Raw genomic sequence first — 17,337 nt, forward strand, 5'->3', positions numbered from 1 at the left:
GGCCACGCGCGCCGGCACGGGCACGCCGTAGCGGAGCCGGAGCGCGGCCGTCACCGTCACGGACCGTCCTCCAGGCGGGCGGCGCGGGAGTGCAGGTAGCGCTGTTGCGGAAGGCCGGCCGTCCGCCGGGCCGCCGCCTCGTAGGCCTCGCGAGCCGCCACACGATCACCGGCCATCTCGAGCAGGTGGGCCCGGACCGCGTGGAGCCGGTGGTCCTCGGCGATCCGCTCGTCGGCCACGAGCTCTCCGAGGAGGTCGAGCCCCGCCTGGGGACCGCGGGCCATCGCCACCGCGACGGCGTGGTTCAACCGAACCATGGGATTGTCGGAGATCCGCATCAGCAGTTCGTAGAGCGCCGTGATCTGCGGCCAGTCGGTCGTCTCGGCGCTCGGCGCCTCGTCGTGGACCGCGGCGATCGCCGCCTGGAGCTGGTACGGGCCCGGCACCCCTCGCGGCAGCGCCGCGGTGACGAGCGCGACGCCCTCGGCGATGTGGCCGGCGTCCCAGAGGCCGCGGTCCTGCTCCGCCATCGGGATCAGCTCGCCGTCCGGGCCCGTGCGCGCGGGGCGGCGTGCGTCGGTGAGCAACATGAGCGCGAGCAGTCCCGCCACCTCGCCGTCGTCCGGCAGCACATGGTGGACCATGCGAGCGAGCCGGATCGCCTCCGCCGACAACTCGCCGCGGTACAGGCTCGGCCCCGATGTGCTGGCATAACCTTCGTTGAAGATCAGATAGAGCACGTGGAGCACGGCGCCGAGCCGTCCGGCGCGCTCCGCTCCCCGGGGCATGCGGAAGGGGATGCCGCTGTCCTTGATCCGCTCCTTTGCGCGGCTGATGCGCCGGGTCATGGTGGCCTCGGGCACCAGGAAGGCCCGGGCGATCTCCCTGGTCGTCAGGCCGCCGACCGCACGCAGCGTGAGCGCGATCTGGGACGCCGGCGACAACGCGGGATGACAGCACATGAACAGCAGGATCAGCGTGTCGTCGGTTTCCGGCGGCGGCTCGTCGGCGGCGGGCGCCGGCCGTTCGCCGGGCGGAGCCCACCGGGCGACGGTGTCCTCGCGGCGCCGGCGAGCCTGCTCCGCCCGCAGCAGGTCGGTCAGCCTGCGTGAGGCGACCGTGATCAGCCAGCCCAGGGGGTTGTCCGGGACGCCCTCCTCCGGCCACTGCGTGGCGGCCGCGAGGAGCGCCTCCTGCGCCGCTTCCTCAGCCGCGTCGAAATGCCCGTACCGCCGGACGACCGCGCCGAGGACCTGCGGCGCCAGCCGGCGCAGCAGGTCCTCGATCTCGGTGCCGCGCACGGAGGCGATCAGTACTCCAGTTCCACCCGGGATTCCGCGATCGGCCGGATGTCCGCGTAGGCCCTCGCGGCGACCTGCTCCGGGGCGGGGCACTCGCCCAGCCGGGCGGCGATCTCGGTGGCCCGGTCGAAGCTCTCGCACTCCACGATCCAGTAACCGGCGAGGACCTCCTGGGTCTCCGCGTACGGACCGTCCGTCACGACCGGAGCGCCGTTCGCCGACCCGAGTCTCCTCGTGTGGACCGGAGCCGCCAGCGCCCGCGTCTCCACGAGTTCCCCGGACTCCTCGAGGTCCTTGTTGAAGGCCTCCATGAAGGCGCCCATGGCCGCGAAGTCCTCCGCGGACCAGGCCGGCGTGCCCGCCGCCTTGCCCGCCATGTTGTCGTAGTCCTGCTGGGAGGCATAGCTCAAGATCATGTACTTCACGGTCTCTCCCTTCTTCCGGCACCTCTGCTGTGCCGTACGTCAGAGACGTCGGAGCCACCTGACCATCCCGGACACCGGATCACGGGAGATTTCCGAGTTTCCGCGGAACGTGCTCCCCGAAAGCCGGTCCCGGTCCCCCAAGCACGATCCTGCCCTCGTTTTCCGGAAGGCGGGACCGGAAGCGACGGCTCATGGAAGGCGCCGCGGACCGGCCTGCCTCGACGGAGGCTTCACTCCCCGCTCAGCTCGCGCTTGCGGCGCAGCAGCGTGGCACGACGGGCATGAGCGCGTACGGCGAGTACCACGGTCGCCGCGACCAGGACGCCCCCGGTCGCCAGCGGAAGGATCGGTCCGGTGCCCCGCTGGACGGCGATCGTCGTCACGACCGCGGTCGTCACGGACGAAGCGGTCAGGGCGAGCCACGCGGCGATCACCCGATCGGTGGCGAACAACGGCGCCCGGTGCGTCATCACCCACCCCCCGTAGCAGGCCCAGGCCAGGCAGAACACCGTGAGCAGGGCGAAGGCGAGGCGGGTTCCGCCGGGGAGCGGTCCCGGCTCGGTGATCCACAGCGCCCCCACGAAGACCGCCCCGGCCAGGCCCGCCGTCAGCGCCACCGCGGCGCGGATCCGCGCCCATGGCGACAACGGCAGCCGCCCGATCATCTGCTCCGCCGACACGCGCGGCTCGTCGTTCATGGCTGGAATCCCCTCTCCGTCAGGTGGTCACGTAACAGGCGGCGGGCCCTGCTGAGCCGGGACTTGACCGTTCCGGGCGGAATCCGGCAGATCTGCGCGCAGTCCTCCAGGGACAGGTCCTCCAGGTAGAACAGCACGAGGATCTCTCGCTCGAGCACCGGCAGGCCGGACAGCGCGGTGACGAGCGCGGCGCGGTCCGTCGCCGCCTCGACCGGGTCGTCCATGACCGGCTCGCCGTCCGGGATCCGCTCGGCCTCGCCGTACTCCTCCCGCAGGCGGTCGATCACCGCACGGCGGGCGATGGTGAAAAGCCAGGGCGCGAACCGGCCGGGCTCGCGCAGCCGGGGCAGTCCCCTGACCACGGCCAGCCAGACCTCCTGGGTCACGTCGTCGGCCCGCGCGGCGTCCAGCATCCGCCGCACGTACGTCCACACCGGCACGTGCCAGACGCGCACCAACTCGGCGAGCGCGGCACGCTCCCCGAGTTGGGCACGCACCACCAGTAACTCTTCGGTCATATCGTCCTCCCGTCACCCAGCACAGTCGGACGAGACGGCCTCCAGGTTCACGCGTCCTCGTGGGCTCCTCATCCCGGACAGGTTGGACACCTGGTGCGCCCGGGTCAAGAATGCTCGGCGTCACGGCGTTCGAGGTTTCTGAAGTTCGAGTCCGGAACAAAGGGATGTGCGGCGTATGGCCACCGAGATCCATCCGTACGCGGGGGCGGCCGTCGCGGCCCCGTACGCGCTGGACTACTACCTGGTGCTCCCGGACAGGCCGTCCGATGAGACGCCCGCGGACGGAATCGTCGTCGAGGAGTTCGTCCTCGCCGACGACCACACGGCGATCGGCCTGGACAGTGCCGGGTGGATCGCGGCCGACGGCGACTGGTGGAGCTCGGCGGCCTTCGCCCGCGGGATGCGCCGGGACCCGGAACTGCGGCGCCGCGTCGTCGCGGTCCCCCGGCGTGACGCCGAGGTCGTCTACCGGCGGCTCGGCGGAGGCGAACTGCCCGGCGAGGCGGCGTTGCGATCCCGCTTCCACGACCGTGAGCCGCTGGGCGAACCTCCCCTGATTCTCAACTCCCCCGAGGTTCCCGACGGGTTCCACGACAAGCGGGTCTACCGCGTCCTTTTCGCCGGCCGGCTGGGCCGGGACCAGCTGGCGCACCTGCGGGCGATCTGGCGGATGACGCTCTCGGACGACTTCGAGGATCCGCGGACGCGTGTGGCCGGCACGGCTTCGCTGAACGTGGCCGACGACTTGTTCAGCTGGGATCTCCGCCGGATCGGCCCCGGTGCGGCCTGGTCGCTCGACCTGACGGCCTGCCTGGCCGGGCGATCCGGCGACGCCGTACGGCCGCTGCTGCGGGAGCTGACGACGGTGATGCGCCACGAAGGGCTGATCCCGGTGACGATCGAGCGTTTCTCCTGATCCGGGGCGGGTCCCCGCGCCCTCAGTAGGGGAGCGCGGGGATCGAGAAACCACCCGCGTGCTGCGCGGCCCGGTGAATGGGCCGCGGCACGAGGAGGAGGACGTTGTCACCCTCGACGTGATGCCATGTCAGCGGATCGGCGGGGTTGGTGCGGAACGCCACGGCCCTGGCCACGTCCGGATCCCCGTTGGCCAGCAGCCAGCCGCGCGATCGCGCCAGAGCCCTGTCGGCGAGCCGTTCATGCAGATTGCGGTCGGGGATCGCGTACTGGTCGCGCGGGATGAGGGCCCGTTCCTCAGCGAATTGCGAAAAATCTGGATATCCGTTCCGGTACGGGATCGGGCGGTACCGGGCACGGATCAGAGCCACCGGGTCGTTCGGCGTGAAATCGGATTTGCCGGGCACCCCGCTCCACTCCCCCTGACGTGCCTTGCGGGGAGCGGAGAACGAGTCGATGTGCCCGTCCCCGGTCTCGCCGAAGATGAAGCACAGCGGGTCGCTGGAGAAGCGGCACCAGCGCCCGTTCTCCCGCTGCTTGCGCCAGACGTGGCCGTTCTCCAGGATCACCTCTTCGGAGTACACCTCACCCTGGATCGCCCGGCGAGCCGGGGACGACTGCGCGAGCTGGAACTCGTGCCGGAGCAGGTCGGGTTGCTGGGCCAGCCGGTCGCTGGAGAGCCCGGCCGTCGCCTTGAGCGTCCCCGGGTCGGCGACCTGGGGCGCCATCGCGTCGATCTCGGCCTTCACCCGGTTGGTGATCGACTCGCCGGCCGCCGGGGTCAGCTCCCGGATCTTGACGACCTCCTCGGCCAGGCCGACCGTGTTGCGGGCCGCCCTGGCCGCCTGGATCGAGCCCTTCAGCGTGACGAAGGCCGCCTTCAGCGCGGAGACTTCGGCGATCGCGCCGACCAGGGTCACCGCCAGCCAGAGGAACGACGGATCGTCACCCGCGATCGAATCGGCGCGGTCGAGCGAGGTCTCCTGAGTCGCCTTCTTGAATCGGTAGTCCATCAACTCCTGGTATGCCGTCGCGATCGTCAACGCCGTGGTCCCGGCCTGAGCCGCGGTGGCCAGGCCGGCCAGGAGGGCCGTGCCCGCCAATCCCGCCGGAGCGGCCGCCGCGCCGGCCGTCAGGATGCCCGCCGCCACCGCGAAGCCGACCGTGATCGCCGCGAGCAGCCGTTGCCGTTCCGCGGCCTCCTCGTGCACCTGGCTCACCCGGTGCCTGACCCATTTCTCCTCGAACGGCTTGGCCTGCTTGCCCTTCAGCGTCAGATCGACGACCTTCGGGAGCTCCCACGCCTTCTCCTTGTCGTTCAAGGAGCGGGAGGCGGTGAGGTTGTCGCCGATCCGGCTGTCGATCTCGGTGACGACGTTCTTCTTGAGCCGGCGGTCGGCCAGGATCCCCCAGGTCGGCAGGTCCTCCAGCCGGCTCGCCGCCTTCCCGTCCTCGTTGTCGGTGTACATCGCCAGGGCCGGGAACGTCGCCTCATGTGTCGTGCGCAGCTTCGCGTAGGACTGCTCCTCCTGGTACCACGCCTCGTTCGTCGTCCCCGCTGCCTCCCGCAGGGCGGGGTCGGGGAAGTAGGGGACGATCGGGGCCGGTGCGAAGGAGCCGGGGTGGGCCGGCGTCTGGAGTTGTCTCCGCATCACGCCGAAGGCGTCCTTGGCCTTCGTGGCGGCCGCGTCCGCTGAGCGGCGCCTGACGGCGAGCGCCTTCGCGGCGGCGCGCAGCCCGTCCACGTCGGGCTCCTCGACGGGCCAGCCCTCCCCGGTGTACTTGTCCCTCTCCTTGTTGAGCGCGTCCCGGCTCCTGGTGAGGACGATCTGCGCTCCGGCGGCCGCCTCGTCGCGGAAGCTCTCGACGTAGGTGTTCCGCTCCTTCTGGAACTTCTGCAGCACGGGCTCGAAGGCGGCCTGCACCTGGTCGATCAGCGCGGGATCCGTCCCCTTCAACTGCAGGCGGAGGCGGTCCTCCATCCCCATCCGGAGGAAGGCGTACGCGAACGACTCCGCGGCCTCGGCGCCCTTCTCGACCACCAGGATCTCCAGGGCGGTGCGCAATTGAGCGGGATCGCTGGCGAAGAAGCGTCCCTGGAAGGAGACCCCCGCCTGGACCGCCGCCGGCGGCGCCCGCTGGACGGTCGGCTGCCCCGGCTGATGCCGGTCGTCCATCACGCGCTGGACGGGAGGCTCCTCGGTGAGGCCGGGATCGTGAGTCGGCATGCCCTGCGCGGCCTGCTTGTCCTCCGCGGGGCAGTCGCACCCGGGGTCCTTCGGCGCGCACCGCTGTACGGCCGCCGCCATCACCCCGGGACGCCCCGGTGCGGCCGCGGCACCGCTCCGCTGCTGTACGGCGGAGGTGACCGCGCTGTTGCCCGCGGAGCGCTGGACTCGCAGCAGCGTGTCCACACCGCGCGGCATCCCCTGACGCGAGGCGGTCCTGTCCGGTGAAGCGCGCCGAACCTGCTGCTCACGTTCAAACACATCTGCTCCAGACGCTCGCTCCCCTCACCCTCGCCCATCCGTCCGCTCCGCCGTACGGAAGGAAGGGCGGCCTCAGGGGCACGATCGGCTGCCCGAAGGGGCGGCCGGCGCGGCGACCGCGGACCCCGGCAGGGGTCTCACGGTCGCCGTGGTCGAGAGGTCCGCTACCGCACCAGGCCGACGCCGGTGAACGAGCGGTCGTACTCGGTGAACGACTGGTTGTTGTACGGCCCGTAGATCCACGTGCGCACGGAGTCGGCCTTGGTGTCGATCTCCACGAGGCGTACCGGGTTGGTGGTGTTGGAGTGGAACGTCTGGAGGAACGAGTAGATCTTGTTCCCGTGGACGCCGGTGTCCACCCGGTTGCCCGCGACGCCCACGTGACCGGAGAAGACGAACTTGATGTTCGCGTACTGCTTGATCAGGTTGTCGTACAGGTACTGCGGGCTGTTGGCTCCGTAGGAACCGCTCTGCTCGATGTTGGCGTCGGCGTCGATGTAGTCGTGCGTGACGACCACGACGTTGTGGTGCGGGTTGGCGGCGACGACGCTCTTGGCCCAGTTGACCACCTCGGTCCGCGGCCACAACTCGAGGGTCATCACCAGCCACTGCACGCCGCCGGCGTCGTAGGTCGAGTAGGAGTTGTCGACCTTGCCCGCCTCGAACTGTCCCTTCACGGCGCCGTACTGCGCGGCGGTGAAGTACTGGTTGAAGACGCTCGTGTCCCGGACGAGTTCCCGCGTGTGCGCGGGATCACGGGCCGACCCTCCGACTCCGGTCGCCTGCGTGTCGTGATTGCCGATCGCCAGCGAGTAGGGGATCTTCGCCGTTTCGAGCGACCGCATCGCGTTCCGGGCGATCACGTACTGCGAGTGATCGGGGGTGTCCCAGTTGACGACGTCGCCGGAATGCGACACGAACCGCAGGTCCAGCGCCGACTTGTTGGCGACCAGCCAGTCGGTGCGGTTCTTGAAGCGGGTGTCGCTCGCGTTCAGCACCTCCTGCTGGGTGTCGGGCATGACGGCGAAGGTGAACTTGGTGTCCGTGGTCGCGGTCTCCATCCGGGCGTAGGCCAGGTGGACGTTTCGGTCGCATGTCGTCGTCTGCACGTCGTTGACGAGCTGGATCTTGATGGTGTGCGTGCCCGCGCCGAGCGCCGGCCCCACCCCGTAGGTGCCGTAACTCGTGGCGCTGACGATCGTGGTGTCGCCGAGGAGCGTGCCGTCCGCCGTCACCCGGACGGTCGGCCAGCCCTGGCAGTTGTCGCCGATCGCACCGATCTGCACCCGGCCGGAGCCGTCGATCGTCGTGGTGGCGTAGCTGGAGTTGCTCCACAACGAGGCCTGGGTGCCCGACGCGGGCACCGGGGTGCCCTTCGCCGGAGTGATCGTCCCGTCCACCACACTGAACTGCGAGGCCGGCGCGGCGCTCGCGGTGCCGGAGAGGCCTACGGCCGCCACCACCGCTCCCGCGATCGCCGCGATGACCGCGGATCTCGTTCTCCTGAAGCGCATCGTCGAATTCCTCCATGCACGTCATCCGCTGCTTGGGCACCTGGATGCTAAGCAAGATCAGGTACGGCACATGAAAGACCCGAAACACATTGGAGATACGCCGGCTGTACTTCACATTTCGCCCCTCAAATGGTTCGGCCCACATGTCAGAACCGTTCCCTGGGAGCCGATCGGCGGTGGAGCACCACGATCGGTCACATACCGATCACTTTCTTGATGCCTTCGAAGAGGAAGTTGCCGCCCACGCCGACCGCCAGGTCCACACCCACCTGGTAGACGACGCCGAGCGTCTTCCGCACGCGGGAGACGGGCATCTCCGGCTCCGCCAGCGCCCCGCGGAGATCCTCCAGCGCCGCCTCGAGCCCACCCGGATCGGACGTTTCCGGGAAACGGTCGTGTTGCGCTTCGAGGAACTGGACGACGGCCTTCACCAGCGCGGTTATCTCCGGATCCCGCTCGTTGTGCACAATGTCGCCGACGCCGCCGATGTTCGAATACGCGAAGGTCGGGTTGTAAAGGTGGAACTGGTGACTGATCGTGGGCGCGGCAGGCCCGCCGACCGCAGGCGGTGAGACGGAACGCGTCCACGCCGCGCCGAGATCGCTCAGCTTGATCCTGTGGTCACGGACCTCGACGCCCAGCCTCGCCCGCAGCCGGGGCAGCCCCTCGACGAGGGTGCGCCGCCGTGCGGGGTCGGGCACGGCGAGCCCGACCGCCACGCAGGCCCGCACGGCGTGCCGCGCCGACCGGGGTGGATGCCCCGCCCCGACCATGGACTCCAGCAGGGCGCTCTCCTGGGCCCAGGAGGACGACAGGGCCGCCATCAGGGCGGACACCGCCTCCGCGAGGGTGGCGTCCTCATTCGCGACGCGCGCCGGGACTCCCCTCCCGCCGCGCAGGAAGTGGTCGGCCGCACCCGCCCGGATGAGGGACCGGCCGGCGAGCCAGACACCCGACGTCCGTTCGTCCCCGGAGAGGTCGAGCACCAGGACGGGCGCGAACTCCGGCGGGGGCAGCGGATGCAGGTACGGCTTCGGGATCCCCGGAATGCGGGGCCGGGTGGGCCGCGGCCCCTGCGGATTCGCCGTCCATTCGGCGAGGTCCATCCGGAACTTGAGGTTCGCCTCGCGCTCGCGCTCGTCCCGCTGCGCCGTCCGCCGCTGGTGGTCCGCCTCGTTGTCGGCGTTCCGCTCGACGATCGACCGGGTCCTCTCGTGATAGTCGGCCTCGGAGCACACCCAGTCTCCGGGCCGGAGATCCTTCGCGCGTACACCGCTCGCCTTGCTCGGCGCGCGGTTGTACAGGGACCCGGCGGCACGACCGCTCCGCGCGGAGCGCTCCGCCTCCCGGTGCAGGAGCACGATCCCGTCGGCGTACGCCGCGACGGCCAGGGCGACGGGCGGGACGGGCAGGAACCACCAGGACGACCCGGTCGTCTCAATGAGGATCATCGCGATGACCGCGACGGGGGCGGCGGCGAGCAGTCCTGCTCTCGCACACGCCCACAGAAGCCGTCCGTCGTTCTCCCTGGGAACGGCGGCCGCGATGACTTCTGGGGCAATGCGGACATGGTCGGAATTGCGGCTTCCCACCCGTCGATTATGTGCCCCGAAGATCGTTCCTGGGGAGGGAAACCGGAAAGCGAGGGCCGATCCAGGTCTCCCCCCGTACTCCCCCGCCGCGGCCGGATGACGGACGCTCGAAACATCACCGCAACCATCATGGAATGTCGAGATTTATGGGGTTTTGGTAGAAATTGCCCCGGAACATGATCGTCGATCGCATGCAACAGATCTTGCTCACACTTGCCACCAGAGATCTTGGAGGTGTCTGTGAGCTACAGCAGGCGTGGGTTCCTGACAGCAGTGGGCGCGACCGGAGGGGCGGGAGCGCTCCTCGCCACGATGGGCGCGCTCGGACTCGCACCGACCGCCGAGGCGGCGGCCCGCACGGCCTTCGTCCCCCCGCAACCATCCGACTTCACCCTCACCGGGAGGGGTGCGAAGAAGGTCGTCATCCTCGGGGCGGGAGTCGCCGGCCTGGCCACCGCGTACGAACTGGGCAAGGCGGGCTACGACTGCACCGTGCTCGAGGCCCTGGACCGGGTCGGCGGCCGCAACTGGACCATCAGGGGCGGCGACCGGATCACCGAGCTTGACGGCTCGACCCAGATCGCCCGCTTCTCCGACGGCATCTACATGAACGCCGGCCCCGCCCGGCTCGCGCAGTGGATGGTCACCATGGACTACGCCCGCGAACTGGGCGTGCCCTTGGAGGTCTTCACCAACTCCAACTCCCAGGCGTACATCTACAACGAGGCCGCGGGCATGACGGCGCCGGTCGCCTGGCGCACCGCCAAGGCGGACGTCTACGGGTACATCTCCGAACTGCTCTCCACGGCCACCGACAGCGGCGCGCTCGACGCCAAGCTGACCGCCCAGGACAAGGAGCGACTGCTCTCCTTCCTGCGCGGCTTCGGCTCCATCGGCAACAAGGCGGCGGGCTTCGCCTACACCGGCAACGAGCACCGGGGCTACAGCGTCAACCCCGGCGCGGGCGAGCAGCCGGGCACCATTCTCGGCCCGGTGCCCTCCCTGTCGGACGTGCTCGCCAGCGGCGTCGGCCAGCGGTTCTCCTTCGAGTTCGGCTACGACCAGGCGATGCTGATGTTCCAGCCCGTCGGCGGCATGGACGCCATCCCCAAGGCGTTCGCCGACGCGATCGGCAGGCACAAGATCTCGCTGAGATCGAAGGTCACGAAGATCACCGACCTGGCCCATGGGGTCGAGGTCGAATACCTGGACAAGAACGGGAAGACCAAGACGATCAAGGCGGACTTCTGCGTGGCCGCCATGCCCCCGCACATCCTGGCCAAGACCCCGCACAACCTCGGCCCCGACGTGCAGGCCGCCCTGTCCATGCCGACGGTCACGTCATCCGGCAAGATCGGCCTGGAGTACCGCCGCCGGTGGTGGGAGACCGACGAGAACATCTACGGCGGCATCACCAACACCGACCTCGATCTGTCCGTCGTCTGGTACCCCTCCTACGGGTACGGCGGGCGGCGCGGCCTCATCATCGGCTACTACAACAACGGCGCCAACCAGGACGCCTACGCCGCACTCACCCATCCGCAAAGGGAGAAGCGCGCGGTCGAACAGGGCATGAAGATCCACGGCGCGAAGTACCGCGACGAACTGGTGACGTCGGCGTCGATCTCCTGGAGGCTGCAACCGCACATCGAGGGCGCCTGGGTCGGCTGGCCGTCCCGCACCGGCGGATATCAACTGCTGAACAAGCCGGCCGGCCACGTCCACTTCGCGGGCGACTGGCTCAGCTACATGATCGCGTGGCAGGCGGGCGCACTGGAGTCGGCCCGCAAGACCGTCACCGATCTCCATCAGCGCGTACTCACGAACTGAGCCTCGGCATCCCGCAGGAAGGGCACGGTCGCGCGGCGGCCGTGCCCTTCGCCATCGGTCCCGAGCGCCCACCACAGGAGGAGAGCGATCGTGGACCACCGGCAGGCCCCTGTATTGTCCTGGTGATGCACGTACCGTTTGAGAGAGATGTCTGATTTGGCCGCCGTGAGCGGGCCGTCGGCTCCTGTCACCGTGCTGCTCGTCGAGGACGACGAAGTGATCCGCAAGACGGTCGGAATGGCACTGGAGCGCTACGGCTACGCCGTGACCTCGGCCGGCGACGGACTGACCGGTCTGGAACTCTTCCGGGACGGGCGGCATGATCTGCTGCTGCTGGATGTGATGTTGCCCGGCCTGGACGGCATCGGGCTGTGCCGCAGAGTCAGGGAGTCCAGCCTGGTCCCCATCCTGATGATGTCCGCCCGCGGCGACTCGCTGGATGTGGTCTCAGGCCTCGAGGCGGGCGCGGACGACTACGTCGCCAAGCCCGTCGACACCGCGGTGCTGGTGGCCAGGATCCGCTCGCTGCTGCGCCGGGCCACGTTCTCCGCTGTCGCCGAGGAGGCGCCCAAGCCCGGCGCGGGTCTGATCTTCGGGGATCTGACCATCGACACCGACGGCCTGGAGGTGTTCCGGGACGGCGAGCAGGTCGCGCTGGCCCCCACCGAGCTGCGACTGCTGCTCGAGTTCGCGGCGAATCCGGGAATCGTCCTGGACCGGCAGACGCTGCTGCGCAACGTCTGGGACTACGGGTGGGACGGCGACAGCCGCGTCGTCGACCTGTGCGTGCAGCGCCTGCGCAAGAAGATCGGCGCCGAGCGGATCGAGACGGTCCGAGGCTTCGGTTACAAGTTGCGGCGCTGAGGTGGACGCCGACATCGTCCAGGCCGCGCGCGGCCTGCTGAACCCGAGATCGCAGCGCTGGAAGATCGTGGCGCTGGTGGCCATGGCGTCGTGTGCGGTCGCGCTCGCCGTGGGAGTGCTGGTCCATCGGAGCACCTTCGAGCGTTCCATGGACATCGGCAGGGAGCGGGCCCAGAACGCCTTGGGGCCCGTGGTCGACCAATACCGGCGGACCGGCGTCGCCGACCCGCTGAGCGTGCAGGATCCGGACGCGATGCCACCGGCGCTTCTCCGGCAGGATCTGGAACAGGTCGGCTTCTGGTACGACGACCGCCGGCCGGACATCCCGTGGATGTGGGCCGCCGAGTCGGTCGACGGTCATGTGATCGCCGTCCAGATGGAGTTGGGGTCGGAGTTGCGGAGCCTGCAGGCGCTCGACCGGCACATCGTGGAGGCCTCGCTCGCCGTGCTCGCCGTCGTCGTGCCGCTGGCGGCGCTGGCCGCCGAGCCGCCCAACCGGCGGTTGAGACGGGTGGCCGGGACCGCGCGGCGCATCGCGGACGGCGACCTGGACGCCCGGATCGGAACGGCCGGGCGGGCACGTGACGAGATCACCGACATCTCCTCGGCCGTCGACTCGATGGCGGGCGCTCTGCAGGAACGGCTGCTCACCGAGCAGCGCTTCACCGCCGATGTCGCCCACGAACTGCGCACCCCGCTGATGGGCCTGATCACCGCGTCCGAACTGCTGCCGGAGAGCGAGGCGACCGACCTGGTCCGCGACCGGGTGGGGGTGTTGCGGACGCTGGTCGAGAACCTGCTGGAGATCTCCCGTCTCGACGCGGGCGCCGAATCGGCCGACCACGCCGTCGTGCCGTTGGACCAGGTCGTCGAGGAGTCCGTACGCCGTGCGGGACTTCAGGCCGGCCTGACGGTGACGGGCGATCCCGTCGCCGACACCGATCCCCGCCGGCTCGACCGGATCATCGCCAACCTGGTCGCCAACGCGTACCGCCATGGACGGCCGCCGGTCGAGGTCACGGTCGACGGGACGACGATCGTCATACGTGATCACGGTCCCGGCTTCCCCGGCGAGTTGCTGGCGGGCGGGCCGCAGCGCTTCAGGACCGGGGCCGCGGAGCGCGGCCACGGCCATGGTCTCGGCCTGACCATCGCCCTCGGCCAGGCCCGGGTGATCGGCGCCGAGCTCACCTTCCGCAACGCCCCCGACGGCGGTGCGGTCGCCGTACTCCGGCTCCGCGGCCGTACGCGGCCCGAGGCTTGATACACATCCGACACACGCCCGAGCGGTGACCGAGACGCGGCGCCGACGCCCCGGATGCCCGCCCACGGCAGGGTCGACAGGTGTGAACGGCGGTCGTCCGAGGCGATGCCGATCCCCTCTGGGACATCGGGATCATCCGCTTACTCCGCCGATGCTCGGGTAGCCTGCGAGGCGAAGATGATCCTGCACGCGTCCACCGCTCCCCAAGGGGATCTCCTGACCGGTTGGGACAACGGCCAGAAGGTGGTCGCCGCGGTTCAAGACTCGCTGCCCTCGGCTCTGGCGGCACGCCAAAGGGGGAAGTGAAGCCACATGACGACGACCGTCGACGCCACCTCGCAAGAGGGGGGCGGCCCTGACACCGAAAGCCGGCGTCGTTGGCGGGAGGCCGGAATGTGGCGGCGGGGGCGGATCATCGCGGGCCTGGCGGTCCTGCCCGTCCTGGTGATGTTGCTGCACGCCCACATCCCCAACCGCACCGGCAACATCGGCAGCCTCACCGAGACCTTCCTGCCCTGGACGGGTCTGGCCGTCCCCCTTCTCGCGGCGTTCGCACTGGCCCGCCGCTCGGCGACCGCCCTCGTCGCCCTGACGCTGCCCGCCGTCATCTGGCTCGCGCTCTTCGGCCGTACGCTCATCGACAAGCGGGCGGACGGCGGGGACCTGATCGTCGCCTCCCACAACGTCAACAACGACAACCCGGACCCGACGGGCACCGCACGGGCCCTCATCGCGTCGGGCGCCGACGTGGTCGGGCTCGAGGAGCTCACCGCCTCCGCGGTACCGATCTACGAGAAGGCCCTGGCCGGCGCGTACAAGTACCACGCGATCCGGGGCACCGTCGGCCTGTGGAGCAAGTACCCGATGAGCGGCACCCGCTCGGTCGGCATCATGGAGTGGTCCCGCGCCCTGCGCAGCACCGTCCAGACCCCCCGCGGGCCGCTGGCCGTCTTCGTCGCCCACCTCCCGTCGGTGCGGGTCAATCTCGACGCCGGCTTCACCGCCGACCAGCGCGACGCGTCCGCCCGGCTCCTCGCCGAGGCCGTGCGCGACGACCCCGTCGCGAAGGCGATCCTGGTGGGCGACTTCAACGGCACGGCCAACGACAGGGCTCTGGCCCCGGTGACCTCGCAGATGCGGTCGGCGCAGGGCGCGGCGGGCGACGGGTTCGGCTTCAGCTGGCCCGCGGCGTTCCCCATGGCCCGCATCGACCAGATCCTCGTCAGGGGCGTCGAGCCGGTCTCGTCCTGGACGTTGCCCGCCACCGGCAGCGATCACCTGCCCGTGGCCGCGTCCGTCGACTACTGACGGGTTCAGCGCCTGCGGGCGAGGGTGACGCCGTCTCGCACGGGCAACATCACCGAGTCGACCCGGGCGTCGGTGGCGATGAGATCGTTCAGGCGGCGCATCCCCAGATGGCGCTCCTCCTGGTAGGCCGGGTCCATGACGCGGCCGCCGAGGAACACGTTGTCCAGGACGACAAGGCCACCGGGACGCAGTCGCTGGACGATCTCCTCGTAGTAGGCCGGGTAGTTCTCCTTGTCGGCGTCGATGAACGCGATGTCGACGTACGGCTCGGCGGGGAGCGCGCGCAGCGTCTCGAGGGCCGGGCCGACCTTCAGGTCGATGCGGTCCGCCACACCGGCGCGCTCCCAGTAGTCCCTGGCGATGGAGGTCCACTCGTCGCTGACGTCGCAGGCGAGCAGCCGCCCGCCCTCAGGCAGCCCCTGGGCGATGCAGATCGAGGAGTAGCCGGTGAACACCCCCACCTCGATGGCATGGCGCGCGCCGACCAGGCGCACCAGCATGGTCAGCAGGGCGCCCTCGTCCCGGGAGACCTGCATGCCCGACGCGTCGCCGGTGGCCTCCCGCGTCCTGACGACCAGTTCGTCGAGCACGTCGCCGGCCGGCGTGCAGTGCTCGAGCAGATAGTCGCCGACGACGGGATCGACGAGCTGCAGCGAACTCCCCGAGACCGGCTCGGTCCAGTCGACGTCGAGCGACTCCTGGGTGGCGAAACGCAGCAGGTGGCGGGTGACGACGTCTTGGACGCCCGCGACGCCTTCGGCGTCACCGGCAGTCACGATCATGCCGAGGTGATCTCCGGACGGCGTGAGCACACACGTCCCCTGGGCGAAGGTGAGGGTCCCCCTGCCGTCGCCGGAGAGTTCCGCGGTCGTCTTGTGGCCCATATGCGAGATGAGCTGCTTGATGTATCGAGAAGAACGCGAGGTCGCGACATGTGCCGTTGAGACGGGCATCGAAGATCCTTCGACTGGGGGAAGCGTCGAGGATCCTCAACGCTTGAACGAGTCTGAGGTTCGCCTGGGCCGTTTGTCAAAGCGTCGACATTCCTAGACACTTAGCTTGTGGAAGACGAGCCGGCCGAGCAGGAGCATCTGGTCTTGCGCTCACCGGCGCAGTTCAAGGCGCTCGGGCATCCGGTGCGCCACCGCCTGGTGAACGTCCTGCGCCAGCGGCCAGCGACGCTCGGCCAGCTGACCGCGGCGCTCGGCTCGACCAAGGGCACCATCGGCTATCACGTACGGATTCTCCGGGACGCGGGCCTCGTCCGGCTGGCGTCCACCCGGCAGGTACGGGGCGGCACCGAGCAGTACTTCGCCCTGGTCAGCCGGGGCTTCAAGCTCCACGAGGAATCCGGGGTCGGCCCGGAGTTCCTCATCAACGCCGCCCTGGCCGAGATGCTGCCCCCACGCCCCGGGCAGGGAGGGCGCACGCTGCTGCGGCACCTCTGGCTCACCCCGGACGAGGCCGGCGCGCTCGCCGCCCGGCTCCAGGCGTACGCCACGGACCCGCCTCCGGCCGACAGTTCCCGAGGCGAGGCGTACGGCCTTCTGGTCAGCCTGTATCCGGCCGACATCCCGGCCCTGTCCCCCGACGAGCACGCCGCGGAATCCGGCTGAACTCGCCCTGAGCGGCCTGAAGGCGCGCCGCGACGATCATCGAGCGTGCCCCGTCCGGCTATGAGCGGGCCGCGTTCCGCCGGAATCGGGCGGGAGTGGTGGCCGTCGCCGTACGGAATGCTCGGCCGAAGGCCGACTCCGACCGGTAGCCGACCTCGGCGGCGACGGCGGCGACCGGCCGGTCGCCGCCGGTGAGAAGTTCGGCCGCGGTCATCATCCGGATGCGGGTGAGGAAGTCTCCGACGGTCATGCCCGTGGCGCGGGTGAAGTGGCGGATGAAGGTGGCGCGCGACATCGAGGCGAGCCGGGCGAAGCCGGCGATGGTCCAGTCGTGTCCGGGGTCGCGGAGCACGGCGTCGATGACCGTCCTCAGGCGCTCGTCGTCGACGGCCGTCCAGAGGGTGTCGCCGGCGAGGCGGCGGTTCGACGTGCTGCGCAGGACCATCGCGAGCAGCGCGTCGCACAAGGAGATCACGATCGCCTCCGTGCCCGGGCCGTCGTTCTGCGCCTCACTGCGCATCAGTGCGCTCAGCATCCGCACGGGTTCGCTCGATTCGGCGCCAAAGGACACGTGCAGGGGGTCGGGCAGGGTCTCGAAGAGCAGTCCGCCGGCGCCCGGACCGAACGCGTAGTGGCCGCAGAACAGATCGATCTCGCTCTCGGCGCCCTGGCTACGCGCGGTCGGGAACGCGACGCCGGCATCTTCGACCACCGGCCCCGGGCGGCCCACGCCGAGTGTGCGGACGCGGTGCGCCGCCCCCCTCGGCAGCAGCACGACGTCCCCGGGCCGCAGATCGATGCTCCGATCGGCCAGTTCCAGGGTGCAGCCGCCCTCGAGGAGGAGGTGGAAGGGCGCCTCGCCCGCAGGACGTACGGGATTGTCGAGTGTCGAGTTGCCGGCGAGCAGGCAGCGCTTGTCGATGCCACCCCGCAGGCGGGCCAGGCGGATCAGATGACTTATCGAGTCCATGATACTTCCGCGATAGAAACTGAGACTTCATCG

General features: G+C 70.0%; 15 protein-coding genes. 6 read left to right on the top strand and 9 right to left on the bottom strand.

The genetic code is table 11. The annotated features are described in order from the left end of the window. Positions 1-56: 56 nt before the first annotated feature. The 4 genes from Psi02_RS33740 to Psi02_RS33755 all read right to left on the bottom strand — a co-directional run bounded on the left by Psi02_RS33740 (position 57) and on the right by Psi02_RS33755 (position 2,942). A complete protein-coding gene (locus Psi02_RS33740) occupies positions 57-1,301 on the bottom strand; it encodes an RNA polymerase sigma factor (protein WP_203979921.1) in 1,245 nt (414 codons plus the stop codon). 8 nt (positions 1,302-1,309) lie between these two features. Beyond that, the gene (locus Psi02_RS33745) at positions 1,310-1,717 is read right to left on the bottom strand and encodes a YciI family protein (protein WP_239095400.1); all 408 of its coding nucleotides are present in this window, start codon (positions 1,715-1,717) and stop codon (positions 1,310-1,312) included. Positions 1,718-1,956: 239 nt separating this feature from the next. Further along, positions 1,957-2,424 carry a hypothetical protein gene (locus Psi02_RS33750; protein WP_203979923.1) on the bottom strand — a complete coding sequence of 156 codons (468 nt, stop codon included), beginning with the start codon at positions 2,422-2,424 and terminating at the stop codon, positions 1,957-1,959. Beyond that, entirely contained in the window at positions 2,421-2,942 is a 522-nt protein-coding gene (locus Psi02_RS33755) for an RNA polymerase sigma factor (RefSeq protein WP_203979924.1), read from the bottom strand. Before Psi02_RS33755 ends, Psi02_RS33750 begins: the two co-directional genes overlap by 4 nt. Positions 2,943-3,117: 175 nt before the next feature. Here Psi02_RS33755 and Psi02_RS33760 point away from each other — a divergent pair, with 175 nt between their 5' ends. Next, positions 3,118-3,858, top strand: a complete 741-nt coding sequence (locus tag Psi02_RS33760) for a hypothetical protein (RefSeq protein ID WP_203979925.1) — start codon at positions 3,118-3,120, stop codon at positions 3,856-3,858. 22 nt (positions 3,859-3,880) lie between these two features. On the opposite strand, the gene Psi02_RS33765 is transcribed toward Psi02_RS33760, so the two are convergent. The 3 genes from Psi02_RS33765 to Psi02_RS33775 form a co-directional block, all read right to left on the bottom strand. Continuing rightward, a complete protein-coding gene (locus tag Psi02_RS33765; RefSeq protein ID WP_203979926.1) occupies positions 3,881-6,283 on the bottom strand; it encodes an HNH endonuclease in 2,403 nt (800 codons plus the stop codon). A 227-nt stretch (positions 6,284-6,510) separates the two neighbouring features. Further along, the gene (locus tag Psi02_RS33770; protein WP_203979927.1) at positions 6,511-7,860 is read right to left on the bottom strand and encodes a carbohydrate-binding domain-containing protein; all 1,350 of its coding nucleotides are present in this window, start codon (positions 7,858-7,860) and stop codon (positions 6,511-6,513) included. A gap of 194 nt (positions 7,861-8,054) precedes the next feature. Then, positions 8,055-9,452, bottom strand: coding sequence for a hypothetical protein (locus Psi02_RS33775; protein ID WP_203979928.1), 1,398 nt, complete (start codon positions 9,450-9,452; stop codon positions 8,055-8,057). A gap of 240 nt (positions 9,453-9,692) precedes the next feature. Here Psi02_RS33775 and Psi02_RS33780 point away from each other — a divergent pair, with 240 nt between their 5' ends. The 4 genes from Psi02_RS33780 (at position 9,693) to Psi02_RS33795 (ending at position 14,718) form a co-directional block, all read left to right on the top strand. Then, complete coding sequence (locus tag Psi02_RS33780) at positions 9,693-11,282, top strand: flavin monoamine oxidase family protein (protein ID WP_239095391.1); 1,590 nt, start codon at positions 9,693-9,695, stop codon at positions 11,280-11,282. 147 nt (positions 11,283-11,429) lie between these two features. Beyond that, positions 11,430-12,146 (top strand): two-component system response regulator CseB, encoded by a 717-nt coding sequence (cseB, locus tag Psi02_RS33785; protein ID WP_203979929.1) that lies wholly within the window; start codon positions 11,430-11,432, stop codon positions 12,144-12,146. Between the two features lies 1 nt (position 12,147). Continuing rightward, entirely contained in the window at positions 12,148-13,410 is a 1,263-nt protein-coding gene (locus Psi02_RS33790; protein ID WP_239095392.1) for a sensor histidine kinase, read from the top strand. A gap of 393 nt (positions 13,411-13,803) precedes the next feature. Beyond that, positions 13,804-14,718 (top strand): endonuclease/exonuclease/phosphatase family protein, encoded by a 915-nt coding sequence (locus tag Psi02_RS33795; RefSeq protein ID WP_373317731.1) that lies wholly within the window; start codon positions 13,804-13,806, stop codon positions 14,716-14,718. Between the two features lie 5 nt (positions 14,719-14,723). Here Psi02_RS33795 and Psi02_RS33800 read toward each other — a convergent pair whose 3' ends face one another. Beyond that, entirely contained in the window at positions 14,724-15,671 is a 948-nt protein-coding gene (locus tag Psi02_RS33800) for a DUF2218 domain-containing protein (protein ID WP_308442295.1), read from the bottom strand. 108 nt (positions 15,672-15,779) lie between these two features. Between Psi02_RS33800 and Psi02_RS33805 the strand changes: the two genes are divergently transcribed. After that, positions 15,780-16,334, top strand: a complete 555-nt coding sequence (locus tag Psi02_RS33805; RefSeq protein WP_203979931.1) for an ArsR/SmtB family transcription factor — start codon at positions 15,780-15,782, stop codon at positions 16,332-16,334. A 58-nt stretch (positions 16,335-16,392) separates the two neighbouring features. Here Psi02_RS33805 and Psi02_RS33810 read toward each other — a convergent pair whose 3' ends face one another. After that, positions 16,393-17,304, bottom strand: a complete 912-nt coding sequence (locus Psi02_RS33810) for a cupin domain-containing protein (protein WP_203979932.1) — start codon at positions 17,302-17,304, stop codon at positions 16,393-16,395. Between the last annotated feature and the right edge of the window lie 33 nt (positions 17,305-17,337).

Source organism: Planotetraspora silvatica (genome assembly GCF_016863315.1).
Lineage (GTDB): Bacteria > Actinomycetota > Actinomycetes > Streptosporangiales > Streptosporangiaceae > Planotetraspora > Planotetraspora silvatica.

Excerpts from the sequence above, each read along its gene's own strand:
- Psi02_RS33745 (WP_239095400.1), bottom strand. The coding sequence starts at position 1,717 with ATGATCTTGAGCTATGCCTCCCAGCAGGACTACGACAACATGGCGGGC.
- Psi02_RS33750 (WP_203979923.1), bottom strand. The coding sequence starts at position 2,424 with ATGAACGACGAGCCGCGCGTGTCGGCGGAGCAGATGATCGGGCGGCTG.
- Psi02_RS33755 (WP_203979924.1), bottom strand. The coding sequence starts at position 2,942 with ATGACCGAAGAGTTACTGGTGGTGCGTGCCCAACTCGGGGAGCGTGCC.
- Psi02_RS33760 (WP_203979925.1), top strand. The coding sequence starts at position 3,118 with ATGGCCACCGAGATCCATCCGTACGCGGGGGCGGCCGTCGCGGCCCCG.
- Psi02_RS33765 (WP_203979926.1), bottom strand. The coding sequence starts at position 6,283 with ATGCCGCGCGGTGTGGACACGCTGCTGCGAGTCCAGCGCTCCGCGGGC.
- Psi02_RS33770 (WP_203979927.1), bottom strand. The coding sequence starts at position 7,860 with ATGCGCTTCAGGAGAACGAGATCCGCGGTCATCGCGGCGATCGCGGGA.
- cseB (WP_203979929.1), top strand. The coding sequence starts at position 11,430 with ATGTCTGATTTGGCCGCCGTGAGCGGGCCGTCGGCTCCTGTCACCGTG.
- Psi02_RS33795 (WP_373317731.1), top strand. The coding sequence starts at position 13,804 with ATGTGGCGGCGGGGGCGGATCATCGCGGGCCTGGCGGTCCTGCCCGTC.
- Psi02_RS33800 (WP_308442295.1), bottom strand. The coding sequence starts at position 15,671 with ATGCCCGTCTCAACGGCACATGTCGCGACCTCGCGTTCTTCTCGATAC.
- Psi02_RS33810 (WP_203979932.1), bottom strand. The coding sequence starts at position 17,304 with ATGGACTCGATAAGTCATCTGATCCGCCTGGCCCGCCTGCGGGGTGGC.